The 14,575-nt window shown below is 39.2% G+C and carries 14 protein-coding genes, 3 tRNA genes and 5 pseudogenes; 15 read left to right on the top strand and 7 right to left on the bottom strand.

The features are described 5' to 3' along the window. Positions 1-17: 17 nt before the first annotated feature. Positions 18-1,931: a beta-CASP ribonuclease aCPSF1 gene (locus tag WIW72_RS11380; RefSeq protein WP_443295032.1), complete on the bottom strand. Its 1,914-nt coding sequence runs from the start codon at positions 1,929-1,931 to the stop codon at positions 18-20. An 82-nt stretch (positions 1,932-2,013) separates the two neighbouring features. Here WIW72_RS11380 and WIW72_RS11375 point away from each other — a divergent pair, with 82 nt between their 5' ends. Continuing rightward, the gene (locus WIW72_RS11375; protein WP_337699744.1) at positions 2,014-3,066 is read left to right on the top strand and encodes an NAD(P)-dependent glycerol-1-phosphate dehydrogenase; all 1,053 of its coding nucleotides are present in this window, start codon (positions 2,014-2,016) and stop codon (positions 3,064-3,066) included. On the opposite strand, the gene WIW72_RS11370 is transcribed toward WIW72_RS11375, so the two are convergent. Continuing rightward, entirely contained in the window at positions 3,059-3,760 is a 702-nt protein-coding gene (locus tag WIW72_RS11370) for a peptidylprolyl isomerase (protein ID WP_337699746.1), read from the bottom strand. The two genes, WIW72_RS11375 and WIW72_RS11370, sit on opposite strands and share 8 nt — an antisense overlap. Positions 3,761-3,848: 88 nt before the next feature. Here WIW72_RS11370 and WIW72_RS11365 point away from each other — a divergent pair, with 88 nt between their 5' ends. The 10 genes from WIW72_RS11365 (at position 3,849) to WIW72_RS11320 (ending at position 9,879) form a co-directional block, all read left to right on the top strand. Then, positions 3,849-4,034, top strand: a complete 186-nt coding sequence (locus WIW72_RS11365; protein WP_337699748.1) for a 50S ribosomal protein L37e — start codon at positions 3,849-3,851, stop codon at positions 4,032-4,034. Beyond that, the gene (gene speE, locus WIW72_RS11360; protein WP_337699749.1) at positions 4,034-4,942 is read left to right on the top strand and encodes a polyamine aminopropyltransferase; all 909 of its coding nucleotides are present in this window, start codon (positions 4,034-4,036) and stop codon (positions 4,940-4,942) included. Before WIW72_RS11365 ends, speE begins: the two co-directional genes overlap by 1 nt. 101 nt (positions 4,943-5,043) lie before the next feature. After that, positions 5,044-5,155 (top strand) — tRNA-Ser (locus tag WIW72_RS11355). A gap of 91 nt (positions 5,156-5,246) precedes the next feature. After that, positions 5,247-5,337, top strand: a tRNA-Met gene (locus tag WIW72_RS11350). Between the two features lie 232 nt (positions 5,338-5,569). Next, entirely contained in the window at positions 5,570-6,256 is a 687-nt protein-coding gene (locus WIW72_RS11345; RefSeq protein WP_337699751.1) for a hypothetical protein, read from the top strand. Between the two features lie 56 nt (positions 6,257-6,312). Then, on the top strand, positions 6,313-6,828 hold the full coding sequence (locus WIW72_RS11340; protein WP_337699753.1) for a hypothetical protein: 516 nt from the start codon (positions 6,313-6,315) through the stop codon (positions 6,826-6,828). Further along, positions 6,825-7,727: a DUF1464 family protein gene (locus WIW72_RS11335; RefSeq protein WP_337699754.1), complete on the top strand. Its 903-nt coding sequence runs from the start codon at positions 6,825-6,827 to the stop codon at positions 7,725-7,727. The genes WIW72_RS11340 and WIW72_RS11335 overlap by 4 nt, the downstream gene beginning before the upstream one ends. Beyond that, on the top strand, positions 7,691-8,614 hold the full coding sequence (locus WIW72_RS11330) for a nucleotidyltransferase domain-containing protein (protein ID WP_337699756.1): 924 nt from the start codon (positions 7,691-7,693) through the stop codon (positions 8,612-8,614). The genes WIW72_RS11335 and WIW72_RS11330 overlap by 37 nt, the downstream gene beginning before the upstream one ends. Next, positions 8,583-9,473 (top strand): triphosphoribosyl-dephospho-CoA synthase, encoded by an 891-nt coding sequence (locus WIW72_RS11325; RefSeq protein ID WP_337699758.1) that lies wholly within the window; start codon positions 8,583-8,585, stop codon positions 9,471-9,473. Before WIW72_RS11330 ends, WIW72_RS11325 begins: the two co-directional genes overlap by 32 nt. Then, positions 9,457-9,879 carry a hypothetical protein gene (locus WIW72_RS11320; protein ID WP_337699760.1) on the top strand — a complete coding sequence of 141 codons (423 nt, stop codon included), beginning with the start codon at positions 9,457-9,459 and terminating at the stop codon, positions 9,877-9,879. Before WIW72_RS11325 ends, WIW72_RS11320 begins: the two co-directional genes overlap by 17 nt. Here WIW72_RS11320 and rimI read toward each other — a convergent pair. After that, positions 9,859-10,362 (bottom strand): ribosomal protein S18-alanine N-acetyltransferase, encoded by a 504-nt coding sequence (gene rimI, locus WIW72_RS11315; protein ID WP_337699762.1) that lies wholly within the window; start codon positions 10,360-10,362, stop codon positions 9,859-9,861. The two genes, WIW72_RS11320 and rimI, sit on opposite strands and share 21 nt — an antisense overlap. Before the next feature lie 45 nt (positions 10,363-10,407). Here rimI and coaBC point away from each other — a divergent pair, with 45 nt between their 5' ends. Beyond that, on the top strand, positions 10,408-11,646 hold the full coding sequence (gene coaBC, locus WIW72_RS11310; protein ID WP_337699764.1) for a bifunctional phosphopantothenoylcysteine decarboxylase/phosphopantothenate--cysteine ligase CoaBC: 1,239 nt from the start codon (positions 10,408-10,410) through the stop codon (positions 11,644-11,646). Between the two features lie 132 nt (positions 11,647-11,778). Then, positions 11,779-11,853 (top strand) — tRNA-His (locus WIW72_RS11305). Positions 11,854-11,883: 30 nt separating this feature from the next. Here the strand turns inward: WIW72_RS11305 and WIW72_RS11300 are convergent. After that, positions 11,884-12,054: pseudogene (locus tag WIW72_RS11300) on the bottom strand (putative integrase); the annotation flags it as partial. 161 nt (positions 12,055-12,215) lie between these two features. Beyond that, positions 12,216-12,890 (bottom strand): annotated as a pseudogene (locus WIW72_RS11295) (IS6 family transposase). A 178-nt stretch (positions 12,891-13,068) separates the two neighbouring features. Between WIW72_RS11295 and WIW72_RS11290 the strand changes: the two are divergent. After that, positions 13,069-13,788 (top strand): annotated as a pseudogene (locus tag WIW72_RS11290) (IS1/IS1595 family N-terminal zinc-binding domain-containing protein). A 99-nt stretch (positions 13,789-13,887) separates the two neighbouring features. Continuing rightward, on the top strand, positions 13,888-14,037 hold the full coding sequence (locus WIW72_RS11285) for a hypothetical protein (RefSeq protein WP_009075704.1): 150 nt from the start codon (positions 13,888-13,890) through the stop codon (positions 14,035-14,037). Here the strand turns inward: WIW72_RS11285 and WIW72_RS11280 are convergent. Further along, positions 13,994-14,298: pseudogene (locus tag WIW72_RS11280) on the bottom strand (type II toxin-antitoxin system RelE family toxin). The gene WIW72_RS11285 and the pseudogene WIW72_RS11280 overlap by 44 nt on opposite strands. A 63-nt stretch (positions 14,299-14,361) precedes the next feature. Beyond that, a pseudogene (locus WIW72_RS11275) lies at positions 14,362-14,575 on the bottom strand (DUF1286 domain-containing protein); the annotation flags it as partial.

Raw genomic sequence — 14,575 nt, 5'->3', positions numbered from 1 at the left:
AAAACAATTAGGATAGTCTACGCCACTCGTAAGCTGTCTAAGATCTGTGGAGTATATATCTTTGTACCTCTTAGCCCCAGTTTTTCTTTCTCTCTATCAACTTGTCTTCTGAAAGATTCTATAGCATTAGGTTCGCCGTGGTTTAGTACTAGATTCCTAGGCTTAGCACTTAAGTTACGTAAGTAATGCAGGAGTTGCCTTCTGTCAGAGTGCCCTGAAAATCCTTCAACGTGATTTACTTCCATCTCTATCTTTATATTTTCTACTCTTCCATCTCTATCTATAATCTGGATTTCTTTTACTCCTTCCCTAACCTTTCTACCTAAGGTTCCTTCAGCCTGATAACTTACGAAGATTATTGAGTTCTTGCTGTCTGATGCCATAGTTTTGAAAAACTCTACTGCAGGACCGCCGTTTAGCATTCCAGAAGTAGCTAAGATTATACTCGGTTCTCCTTGGGCAATATCTTCTCTGAATCCTTCTATCCTATGGAAGAACTCAGAAGTGAACGGGTTTTCATCTTTGTAAAGTATTGCCTCCCTTACTTCTCTGCTTAACATTTCAGGATATGCATTATGTATTGCCGTGATCTCGTCAACTAATCCAGTGACGTATATGGGCACCTCTGGTATCTTCTTATTTTTCATCGCCTCATTAAGCACCAGCATTATCTCTTGTCCTCTACCTACCGCCAGAACTGGTATTAGCACTCTACCACCCCTATTTAACGTGCCATTTATGATGTTGATTAACTTCTCTTCCGCTTCTTCCCTTCCTTCTTGCTCTTGTGCACCGTAGGTTGTTTCCATTATCATTGTGTCTACTCTTAAAAACTCGTCGTTAGCTTTGTCAAGTAATTTAGTCTTTGCATATTTGAAGTCACCAGTGTAAACTATGTTATGCGTCCCTTCTCCTATGTGTAGATGAGCCATCGCTGATCCTATAATATGCCCAGCGTTGTAGAACGTCAGTTTAACGTCTGGAGCGATGTCTGTCACTTCCTCGTAATCCAAAGTTATCGTGTGGAGTAGTTCTTTCCTTACTTCTTTAGCCGTGTATGGTACGGGTCTACCTTCCTTCTCAGCCACGTCTAATGCGTCTAACTGCATTAAAGCCATTATATCCCTCGTAGGTGCTGTAGTGTATACGGGTCCATTATAGCCGTACTTAAATAAGAGAGGAACCATTCCACAATGATCTAAGTGAGCGTGAGTTATCACTACGGCATCGATATCCTCCAGCCTTACTTGGTCGATGTCGAGCCTGGGGAAGAACTTCTCTCCTCCCGTAACACTAGGGTTAAGCCCTACGTCTAGTAAGATTTTGCTTTCAGGGGTCTCTACTAAAACTGCTGATCTACCTACCTCGTAAAATCCGCCTAATGCAGTGACTCTAACAGACCTATCTTTAAATAGTAATTCCCTATGTATCCTCTCTCCGAAAACTTTCAGGATTTTTGCGTGGTATTCGGTTTCATTGTATATATGAGTAAGGATACTGTCTATAGTCCTCGATTTTATTGGAGGCTCTCTAACAATAACAGGTCTCCAATAAGTTTCATAAAAGATTTTGTTCTGAAGTGTTCCTCCTTTTCCTATTACGAGACCAGGCTTTTTAGCCTTGATTAAAACTTCACCTAACTCGTCATCAAACTTTATGTTCACAATTTCAGCTTCTTTCGGTACCAAATTCTTTATAATTTCTTCTGTTTCTTTCTTATCTTTTCTCGCTTTTTCATCAGCTTTGATAACTATTCTTTTCTTTATATCTTTGGCTATTTTCTTTACTATTTCACCCTTATCGGCAAGCACTGAAGGGTTCTTTACATAGACTGCTATCTCTGGTCCTTCAAACTCGATTTTGGTTATCTGAGCTTCTTTAGGTAGATTTCCATATATTGCTGATATTATATTTAATCTAACTGAACTCACACTATTCACCAACTCTAAAGAAGTAGACTTACAAGCTCATGTATAGCAACTTTTAATATTTAAATTCTTGTTATGTACAAATGTGGAAAGTAGAGAACATGTGATTGATCTACCGAAGAGAGTTTATATAGGCAATGACGTTCTTTTAAATGTTAGAGAATATCTAACTTCTCTAAATCTATCTGATCCCTTTCTGATAGTTACTGGTCCCATAGTTAGGAGAAGTATAGCCTCGAAACTTCTTGAGTCAATAGAAGATTTTAAGCATGAAGTCATAGAAGTCCAAAGTGCGGACATAGAGGAAGTGAATAGAGTAGGAGAATCTGCAAAACAGTTCAAGGCTAATACTATAATAGGTATTGGAGGAGGTAGTGTAATAGACGTTGCTAAATACGTTGCATTTAGGATAGATAAAGAATTCATTAGTATACCTACAGCTCCATCTCACGATGGCATAACTTCACCTTTTGCTGCGATAAAAGGATTAGGAAAGCCCATATCAGTTAAGGCAAAAGGACCTTTGAGTATCATAGCTGATATTCAAGTACTTTCATCAGCTCCTAGAAGGCTCATAAACGCAGGAGTAGGTGATACTCTTGGTAAATTCATTGCAGTCAGGGATTGGAAATTGTCTTCCAAAATTACCGGAGAGTATTACGGTGATTATACTGCCTCTCTAGCTTTACTTTCAGCTAAGCATGCATTGTCTTGCACGAAACTTCTTAACAAGGATATAAGGGCTGGTGTTAGAGTTCTCGTTGAAGCGCTTATAAGTAGCGGAGTAGCTATGGGGATGGCAGGTAGTACTAGACCTGCAAGTGGTTCGGAGCATTTATTCGCCCATGCGATAGAGATGTTATACCCCGGAAAGGGTCTCCACGGTGAGTTGGTTGCTATAGGGACTATTCTAATGGCTTACGTTCATGGAATTAACTGGAGAAAAATTAAAAGAGCTATGAAAAGAGTAGGGTTACCTACTAAAGCCAAAGAAATAGGAATCCCTGATGAGGGTGTTATAAAGGCATTAACAATCGCTCATAGCTTAAGACCAGAGAGATATACTATTCTGGGAGACAGAGGATTAAGTTGGAATTCGGCTGAAAAAATTGCTAAGGAAACTGGTGTAATTAGCTGAAGTTAGATTTGTTAAATGTCTCCATGAATGACACACTAGCGTCAGGCAATACGTAGGTTATTATATCCTTTGCGGTAACGTAAATTCTTGACTGCAAGTCCTCCACTAAGTAAAGTTCCTTGGGAACAATTATCTTTACTTCTTTCTTATCATTACTTATCTCGACAGCGAACTTGTCTACGTTAGAGCTACCGAAGTATCTTTCCAAAAGTGCTTTTACTTTATCTAGTTCTGTTTCCGCTACTTTTACGACCTTTACCTTGTATATTAATGTCCTTCCAGCTAGTGGGTGATTATAATCTAGGACAACTCTACCTCCAGTGACACTTTTTACTACGGCAATACTTCCGTTACTCATCCTTAACATCATGTTAGGATATGGTCTAATACCTTGTTTCCTTAACTCTCCTAAAGACATCGTTTTTACTTTATTTGGATCTCTCTCACCGTAAGCCTTCTCCGGCGGTATTTCTATCTCTTTCTCTTCTCCTACACTCATTTGGTATAGGGCGTCCTCAAGACCTTTTATTATAGCTCCTTCACCCAGAATCACGAGTTTTGGTTTGTAAATTTTTTCACTATCATATATGTTAGCTTTTTTAGCTTCCTCTTCAATAGTTGTATCGAATATTTCTCCAGTATCTTTTATTCTTGCTATGTAGTCAATATAGACAAAATCTTTGTCTTTAAACATTGAGTATCTAAAATTAGTTGAGCTACTAGTTTTTAAAGCTAAGCAAATAAAGTTATAAACGAGTTAGTTAATCAGATTGTGAAAGGTAATGAAAGGTACACCCTCATTCGGTAAGATGAATAAAGGAGCTACTCATGTTAGATGCAGAAGATGTGGTAGAAATTCCTTTAACGCTAGAAAAGGCTACTGTGCAGCCTGCGGGTTCGGGAGGACTAAGAAAATCAGAAGATATAGTTGGCAAAACAAGAAGGTGAACGGAGTGAGATTAGTATAATGTACGAATGGCACTGGCACATAGAATGGCAAACTCCTTATGAGTATCACGCTCATGCAATAAAGAGGGTTATAGCAGAGGAAAGGAGCGAGTTCCAGAGGGTTCTCCTAGTAGAGCTTTTCAGGTTTGGAAAAAGCCTGATAATTGATGGTAAAGTGCAGTCTACAGTTTCAGACGAATATATTTACCACGAGACTTTAGTTCACCCTCTTTTAATAACTCTAGATAATCCTAAAGATGTGCTAATATTAGGCGGAGGAGAAGGGGCTACACTTAGAGAAGTTTTGAAGCACAAAAGTGTAAATAGTGCTGTGATGGTGGATATTGACCCTGTAGTTATAGACTTCGCCAAAAAGTACCTCCACGAATGGCATCAAGGTAGTTTTGACAATCCAAAGACCAAACTGATTATAGGGGATGGTTACAAATTTGTAAAGGAGACAAATCAGAAGTTTGACGCTGTGATTTTAGACCTTACGGATCCAATTAAAGATTCTCCTTCTCAGCTCCTTTACACTGTGGAGTTTTACAAACAAGTGAAGGGAATTCTAAAGGAAAACGGAGGTTTAGTGACTCAAGCTACTTCTCCTTCATTTAGTTTGGACACGTTCTCAGCTATTTATAACACATTAAGAAACGTGTTTAAGTACGTCAGTGCGTCCATAGCATATATACCGGGCTTTGACAGTCTATGGGGTTTCGTATATGCTTCAGATTATCGTAGTCCTTCTTCGCTCACTGCCGAACAAGTTGACAAGCTGATAAAAGAGACGATTATTGGCGAACTGAAGTTCTATGACGGTGAGACTCACGAGATGATCTTCAGCATACCTAAGCACATTAGGGTTAAGCTTGAGAGTGAAAAAAGGATATCTACGGAAAAAGAGCCTATAGCAGTTCCAGCGTGAATTAGGTTAACTTTCCTATCTCCGTTTCATTTTCTAGATACGGATTACGATTTTTTACCCTACCGTACAACTTTTAAGTTCACACACAAAAAGTAATAAATGCCGGGGTGCCCGAGCGGACCAAGGGGGTAGGCTCGAGACCATTTCCAGCGTTCAGAGGCGCGCGACCTACTGCCTCTCTGAGGCACGCGGGTTCAAATCCCGCCCCCGGCGTTATTTCAACTTTTTTGTAGTTTTCACCGTATTACTTCATAGAAAGCTTTAATTACATAGCCCATGAAAGAGATATTAGCGGGGAAATAGTAGCGGCGTAGGGTAGCCAGGTATCCCGCGGGGCTCATAGGGTCTCAACCTGAGACACCCCGAGATCCCAGGTTCAAATCCTGGCGCCGCTACCTTCCCCGCTATTTATGATGACAAAGAGCCGAATGGAGTAGTGACATTTTCTGTGGGCAGCCACTGAAAACTATTTATCTACTTATCAAAACAAAAATACTAATAGCCCAACACTTGGTATAACAAACGAAACACTTATAATAATATATTAAAGTCATTATTCAATCTGTTGAAAAATATAAGCAGTTAACGAAAATATTTTAATACTAAAAACCGTTAATTCATGATAACGTGGCGAAGAAAAATAATAAGCCCAAGAAAGATGATAACAAGAAACTCATACCAATTTATGAAGATGCCGTACATTCCTTAGATGAGATGGAACAACTCATACGTTTACAACTAAATTTGAAATACACTTCACTTGACGGTAAAAACAGAAAGGAAGAAGATATACGTGCCCTTTACCTCAGCAATGTTGTTAAGCAAACGACATACTCTTTGAAGGTCACCCGCAATATAGATATTGTAGAGTATCCAGCGAATTATATATTACTTGCTTATTTAACTAAATTAAATAGACAAGGATTTTTACGTGTTCCGCTTTCAGTTTTCAGTAAGTTAGATAAAACGATCATTAATGAAATTTTCTTATGGTATGAAAACGTTACGTTGCAATATGCAGATAGTATTAAAGATCTTATTACAGAAAAGGATATAATAACTGAGACCGATATCCAAAATTTGCTTGATAAAACCCCCATACTAATGGACATCTCTCCATTAATAATGGTTAATAAAGATCAAGCATATCCTAATCAAAATAAATTCTACGTAATAGTTGCGATACAAGGGTCAACTAAAGACCTTACGGAAAGAATTGGTGAAATCCTGAGGAATTTCCTCACACGTATAGGATTTAAAGTAGAAGATCAACAATTTTTAGAACAGACCATAAAATTTTCTATAATTATTTAGATGTTCCCTAACTATTATCATAAAATTTATATTAAGGAATATACATTTGTATACGCATGGGAAGAAAACCGTGTTTTATGTCAGATGAGGCATATTCGATAATTAAGTCCTACTGTGATGCAAGCGGTAAGACCATTTATGATGCTACAAATGAGGCAATAATGGTTTATAATAGGTTATTATCTCTTGGAGTAAATTTATCCCTTTTTTTAACTGAGTTAGAACTTTATAAACTATTAAAACAAGCCGAAGTCTTACGTATTAATCTCGAGATACCATCTGAAACTCTTGCAACTTATTTGGGGTCTTATTTAATGGCAAGAAGCGTGTCAAAAAGCACTGTTTTAAACAACATGTTTAGCATTCTAAATTTACTGTTGGACTTCATGGATGGGAAACCCCTACCAATACCATCTAATAACGGAAACACCTTTACTTACTCCTTTAAAAATGAGAAAGCTGCTATATATTTCGAGAATATAATTGAATCTTTAGCTAGGATGTTAAATGAAAGTTATTCGTTAAGTTTAAAAGTCAAGAGGGATGGTACGGTTGTAAGGGTTACGGAATGATTTTTGCGGGAGTAGATCCCGGTAGTAGGACATATGAATTTGCTTTTGTCGACGAAATGGGAAGGATAATAAAGTTTTTCTCCGTTCCTACAGAGCTTGTCAGTAAAGCATCAAGTACTCTGGTCAAAGCTATATCCGACCTTAGACCTAATGGAGTAGCACTGCCTTCAGGACATGGGTTGCCATTTAAAAGGATTTCAGAAATCACTAATAGAGACATTTTCCTCATGACCCTAAAAGACCCTGACATTGATGGTCCTTTACGAAATTTTATAATCTCAGCTAAGTTATTACATAACGCCTTTACCGTACCCGGGGTCATAGAATTAAAAAGCGTAGATGAGAACAAGAAAATAAACCTCATCGACATGGGTACGGCTGATAAAGTAGCTTCCGCTTTCTTCTACAGAACCATGTATGATAGTTTCGTCTTGGTTGAAGTGGGTTCTTCTTTTTCGTCATTTCTAGTAGTAATTGACGGGAAAGTTGTAGACGGGTTAGGGGGAAGTATAATGCCCGGAGTTAACTCGGCTGGTTTCTTGGACGGTGAAGTGGCTTACTTGTTATGCAAATACTCGAAGATAAATAAAGACACTATATATACGCGAGGAAATTGGGCTAGGGGATTAAAACTCTTACAAATACTCTCGGAGTGGTATTCGGCTCAGTATAAAATACCGATCATAATATCCGGTAATAAAAAGTGGGAAGTACCTTTCGGTATTAAGCATAACTTCAAATTTAAGGAGTCGTCGGTAGGTTCAGCTTATATTGCTAACGCTTTATTCGGAGGTATATTCAGGAATTACGTTAACTTCCTCGAAAGTGTCGGCACGCCGATAGACTACGTGAGGTTGAAAGGATGGGAAGAGATTATTTCCTTGATAAAGACATTATAGTGGACAAGGACAGAAACATATACTTAGTATTCTCTAATATAAACCCTTACGGTTACATCTACGCCATGTTAAAGTATGTCTATACAGGGGAAGGATTATGGAAAGGGTACGAAAGAGTGCTAAAATATTACGGTGTAAATAACATGCTTAGACTAAATCAAGAGTTCCTCATGGAACCATGCTGTGATGTAACTTTCCCTATATTAAGACTTTCCAGTGTTTCAAAGCATTTAAAACCAGAAGAAAAAGCGTTAGAATTAATTAAGCACGCGTCTGGTTCTGAACACGAAATCTCATTTCTCGAACTTTATACAGCCTTAGGAGTCAGACAAATAGGAATAACGGGGAGCTTGTTAGCGGGGATTAACCATGAAAACTCAGACCTCGATATAGTAATATACGGTTGTGAAGACACTCTACATGTTATGAATAACTTTGACGGCTTTGAAGAAGATAAAGATTGGATTGTTGAGACCTCACGTAATTACGGGCTAACTTTAGACTATTCTAAGCAATTATATGATAAAAGGACTCGGGGTGTGATAAAAGGAATAAAGTTCTCTATTCTCTTCGTGGATCCGAGACCGCAGAGACCGTGTAAGGAAGTATGCAAGAGGAAGGGAGAGATAACTATAACGGCTGAGATAGAAAACGGTAGCTGTGATGCACTATTTTACCCATCTAAAGTTATTTTACACAACGTCAACGTGGTCTCAGGAAAAGTGGGACTGAAGCCCGAAATTTTAGTGTCTTATGAGGGGATATACTCCACACTCCTCTTTAAATCGAGGAAAATTGAAGCTAATGGGATGCTAGTTGAATGTGAAAAACCCATTATAGTTGTAGGTGATAGAGATGCACCTGGGTACATTAGAAGAATTTTGTAACTCGATCTCTTTCATCCTTTCTTCGTCTACTGTAGAAGAGGCATTTTATGATAAACCTGGTAACGCGTCGAGACGGAGGGACATTAAATCCGTAAGCTTTAAGGACTTGGTACTCTCCGCACTAGTATCTAAGGAGTATTATAAAGAATTGTGTAAGAGGGGACTTAGGAAAGAGAAACCTTTGTTTGACTCTTTATACAAGGCTGTACTAAAAAGTGTGGAATTGGGAATAAATTTCGCTATTCTAGGCACGTTTATCCAAATGATCCCTATAGCTTATTCCTCTATTTCCAGATCCCTAGACGACACGCTAAAAAAAGCCTCGGTAACCATCAGGAGTTTAGACGAGAACGACTCTATTTATTTCTCAAAGTCGTTACAAATATTAGGATTAAGTTACTTGGGCGAGATAGACAGCGGTTTCGACTATAGAACTATAGGAAAACTTCCCCTTTACGAAGTCTTATTGCACTCATCCTCAGATAGTGCTGTCAAAAATATGCTTGAAGATTATAAGTTCTCTAGGTTAGTAGTCGATAAGATCGAAAAACTGGGAATGGAAAAGGGTGTACTCGAAGGTTTTCTATCAGTCCTATGTCAAGTCCCTGACGGGCTGATATGGAGAAAACACGGGGGAAGGACGGCTATAACAGTTTCTAAAATGTCATGTGAGGCTTTAGAAAATCCAAAATTAATAAATGAACTAGATAGGTTCCTTTTAAAAAATGGATATAACCCGGGCTCTACAGCAGATATAGTGGCTGTGGGGATCGCTCTCTTCAAACTAGGTGATTGGTATGACAAAAACGGCGTTAATTACTTTAACTCCGTGCAAAGGGGATGTGATAGAGTTCCTTAATTCGTTAAGTGTAGACTACATAGTAGGCTTAGGAGATGTAGAATGCCCTCAGTACATATCTAACTATTACGGAATACTTGGTGAAATGGATAACATAACAACTCAAAAGCACTTAAGGCAGAGAAACAAGCTGATTACCACAACCTTTGGGAATTTATCTGTAGACTTCTCTACTGAGATTGTTATAACCCACTTCCAGCCTAGGACATCTTACGGTTCACAGCTGATTCTAGGGAAAATACTCTCAGAGTCCCCAGAACTACTTATTCACGGTCATTTACGATCTCAGAAGGAGTATAGTGTAGGAAAAACAAGAGTATATTCAGCAGGTAGTCTGGAAGATGGCTACTATTTAATTTTCGACTCGTCTAATAATTCAGTAGAGCTAGAGAGGGCGAGCCATTAAATAAGCGTCTTCTCCATCTGCATAGTAGTGCTTTAACACCTTTACTTCGGAAAACCCTAGTTTTTTATAAAGCGATATTGCTGGCGCGTTTGACACTCTCACTTCTAAATAGACCTCTTCAGCCTCATATACTTCCTTCATAGCTTTAATGGAGTTCTGTAAAAGCGCCGTACCGATTCCCATTTTCCTGAATTTTTCCAATACCGCTATTGAAACTACGTGACCCTTCTTGACTAACGTAGGTATCTGTTTAACGTTACTGAACCCCCACTCTATTCTGGGCATGATATATCCTACTACTTCTCCGTCTATGTCAGCTACATAAAACGCACCCCCATATTCCTTTAAATGTTCTACGAAGAAGTAGTATGGGTAATTTTCTGGGAGGGTAAGTCTGTTAATCTTTACAATCTGGTCTATATCAGTAATCCTTGCCAATCTGACTATGAAAGCTCCGTATTTCTTCGTTTCGGCGAACTCCATAATATAAGGTTTTTATCCGTAGTTTAAATTTATGTCTGACACTTAATGATACACCCATCCAAGAGGATCATCGGAGAGATCTCGGAAGAGCTTAAAGGTAAGAGGCTCTTGCTCGGCGTTACTGGAAGTGTATCCATTTATAAGTCCCTAGATCTGGCTAGGAGCTTAATGAGAAGGGGAGCCGAAGTAAAGGTGATAATGAGCGAAGATGCAAGTAAACTCATCTCACCTACTATGTTCCATTGGGCTACCGGTAATGATGTTATAACGCAAATAGGTGGCGAACTAGAACACGTAGAGTTGGCTGAGGACTACGACGTATTTATCATAGCCCCTGCAACTGCTAACACAATCTCAAAAATTGCCAACGGGATAGGGGACACTCCGGTAACACTTACGGCTCTGAACTTCATAGGAATGAAGAAGAAGGTAGTAATGGTCCCAGCAATGCACTTACCAATGTATCATTCCCCTCAGTTAAGGGACAATTTGCAAAAGTTAAGATCAGTCGGTGCAGAGATAATAGAACCCATGATAATCAAGGACTTAGCACACTATCCGGAAGTGGATTACCTAACTCAGTATATAGTCACTTATATGCTTAGGGGTAAAGACTTGACTGGTTTCAGAATTGTAGTTACCGCTGGACCGACCAGAGAGTTCATAGACCCGGTGAGGTTTATCTCAAACCCCAGTAGCGGGACTATGGGAGTTGATATAGCTAACGAGGCTTACTTCAGGGGAGCTGACGTAGTGCTGGTTCATGGACCCTTATCTACACATCATAAACCATATACTAGGACTGTACCAGTAACTACAACCGCGGAGATGGCGGACGAGGTGGAAAAGTTAGTCAAGGAGGGTTACGATATTGTAATCCTTGCAGGAGCCCCTGCGGACTTCAGACCAGTGATCACTGCAGAAAGCAAAATCGATAGCCATACTGTAGTTCCAGAGGTCAAATTGGAAAAAACTCCTAAGATCTCTTCAACGATTAGGAAATACGACATGTTCTTAGTGGGTTTTGCTGCCGAAACTGCTAAGGATGATGAAGAATTAATAGAGAAAGCTAAGTTAAAGAAAGAAAGGCACAAGTTTGATATGATCGTCGCGAATAACGCTAGGAGAAAAGATATAGCTTTCTCGTCGGAGTTCAATGAAGTCATCGTTATAAGTGACGACAAGATCGAGAAGCTAGGTAAGGATTACAAGAGCGTAATAGCAAGAATTTTGTTAGACAAGATAAAAGAGGAATACATGAAAAGAAAGGGGAGAAGTAATTGAGTCTTTAAGCGTCTTTCCGCATACCGTTGGAAAATTGGTTCTCCTTATTGTAGCGTAGTTTGTTGAATGTTATTCAGCTTTAAGTTTAAATTCTACAACTCGTTAAACTCTAATTGGCTGGGACACAAAGTGGCTCGGGTAGCTCAGCCTGGTTAGAGCGACGGGCTGTGGACCCGTAGGTCCCGGGTTCAAGTCCCGGCCCGAGCCCTCATTAGGGGGATACCCCCTAATACCCCCAATGCTATTTTCTTTCATTTTTAGATACGATTCAACTACGTCAGCTAAAGGACCTACGTAACGTTCCCTTGGGTTACCGTCCTCACACTCTATCTTGTAAACGTAATACCGACCTTTTCTTTCGCGTAAAATATAGTCGCCGAATTTATAACGACGTTGTTTTTCGCCCAAGAACGCCAACCGTATTATGGTTGCCAATTCGCGTTTATAAGCATTGGCAACCCATCAATTTTTGCCGTGATTTGTGTAGAGTTGAAAGAAGACGGCAAAGATCCCTCATTTGTGCGAAAAATTGAATTTTGTCTAAGCAGCTGTGAGTGTGGACAACATTTTCACTCATTTGAAATATTTACATTTATTATCACCCCCTTATCTAACAAATACACCGGGCAGTAAAGGATGTTATAGATAAGGAAATAGGTTGCGAACCATCTCTCGATCGTCTTTGCGTTAGAGTTCCAAGGGAAGTGTTTGTCCATTGGTGAAAGCCTATGTTTGACACTCCTAAAACCTTGTTCCGCATAGTCCCTTTTTCCGAACGTTACCCTCTTGTGATTCACGTTAAGCCAAGTGAAAGCGTTGTATATTGAAGCACCATCGTGCAAGTATACTACCTCGTCCACCCTCTTGCTTACTAGCTAACTCCTCCATGCCCCTCATTGCAGTGAGAATTACTAACACATGAACACCACTCCTAGCACTCCTCACCATGAAGAAAGGCACAGCCCTAGTCTTAACAGTCCTAACACAAGTAATACTCCCCCTTAACACTCAAAACCTTAGTCTCATCAACAGTGTAAACCCCACTCAAAGAAACATACCTAACATAACTCAACCTCTTAAAATAGTACAAGAGTGTAGAATGCGGTAAACTAACCCTCCAAGAGGACAAACCACACAAGTATTCTGCCAACGCTCGGGCTACTTGCTCTCTAGTGTAAAACCTTGGCTTAACATTAATATACTCAAAATATAATTTGGGTGAGCACGGGAACTTTCCACTTGATTCCCGTGTGCTCACCAAGATAAAACCCCGTGCTCACCCTTAAATAGTATTACGCGAAAACAAGTTCTTACAGAACAAGAGAAGATTGTTGAATAAAATTATATTAAATTAACAAAATTGTTGACCACACTGATAGTGTCGTCGTTAAGTTATTTATATTTGTATAACGAGTATTACTTATGGGTAGGAAGCCTGTATTTAGGCAAGACGTTTCTTGTCCCTCTTGTGGTAGTCATCACGTTGTTAAGTGTGGTAGGCCTTTGGGTAGGCAGAAGTATTTGTGTAGGGATTGTGGTAAGTACTTCTTGGGTGATGCTAGTTATCATCATCATTCTAGGAAGTTGAGGGAGGAGGCTTTGAGAATGTATGCTAATGGTATGAGTATGAGGGCTATTTCTAGCCTTAACGTACCTCTTGGTACTGTTTTCACTTGGGTTAAGCGTTATGGTAGGAAGAAGTATGAGAAGTTAGTGGAGTTGTGGGGTAGGGCTAAGGAGTTGGTCAAGGGTAAGGTTGTTGCTAAGGTTGTTGATGAGATGTGGACTTACTTGTACAAGAATACTAGGGCTTTTTACAAGTGGGTTTTCACTTGTTACGTGTACACGAAGCTGGGAGTTTAGCTCGTTTTAGGGGATAGGGATGAGAGAACTTTCCGTGAGGTCAAAAAGTATTTGCCTGAAGAGGGTAGATGGGTGAGCGATGATTATAACTTGTACTTCTGGTTGAAAGACCACACGGTTGTCTAGCTAGTTAACCCGTCTAGTCCTTTCTCATTAAGGGATAGGCTAATTAGATTCAAGAGAGCAACGAAGGCAGTAAATAGGAGCATTCATAGCATGATGTACTCCATAGCCCTAGTCTTATGGGAGAGAAGGTTAATCCCAGAATTTGTAGCTTAATGACGACACTATCTGCTTACTTAACAATTTTTTAAAATTGGATAAGAAGAAACTCTATTGGCAAATTGTTTTAATAACCTCTTTGAGAAGTTTATACATATGAGAATTGTTGAGGACAAGTACGGTAATAGGTTTCTAGAAATCGAGAATAAGGAAGATTTTAGGAAATTTAAGGAGGATTTATTAAAGAGGGCTAAGGAAAAGGCTAATGCCCGTAAACCTTCTTATGAGACCCAATCTCCCAAATGAAAACTATGCAATTTTTTGGATCAACGCTATAAAGTATCCTTATATCCCCACTTACTTCTATGGAAAACATAGTATTTCCGTATATATCTTTTCCCAACTTCTCCCTGGAGTATTTGAAAGGGTCTCTTGCAACAACTCCTATTTCTCTAAAATCAGCATGAGCAATTTATCATTGAATTCATCAGTAGCGAATTCTATGAATTCCTCATAGCTCTTAGCCTTCTTCAGCTGAAACCTTAACTTCCACTCTCTGCAAACCACGATAAAAGATATAGAGAACTTACTTTAAAAATCTATTTCTATCTCTTTTCGTATATTATCTCGCTAGAAATAATAGTTGTAATAATGGTAGTTATGTAGTTGTGTTGCTGCAAACAGCATTAGTATCCCATGAGAACAGCTACACCGTTTACTGCCGGGTTGTCGTAAGAGAAGTGGGCTAATGCAAATCTTTTCCACTTCCCGTTCCTCTTTACGTATATTCCTCTTTCAGTAAACACGTCCAATAACATGTGTGATGGGCCGTTCAACAAACTAA

This window comes from Stygiolobus sp. CP859M, from assembly GCF_037389975.1.
GTDB lineage: Archaea > Thermoproteota > Thermoprotei_A > Sulfolobales > Sulfolobaceae > Stygiolobus.
The sequence above is the reverse complement of the archived record's forward strand: the minus strand, read 5'-3'. Positions and strand labels throughout refer to the sequence as shown.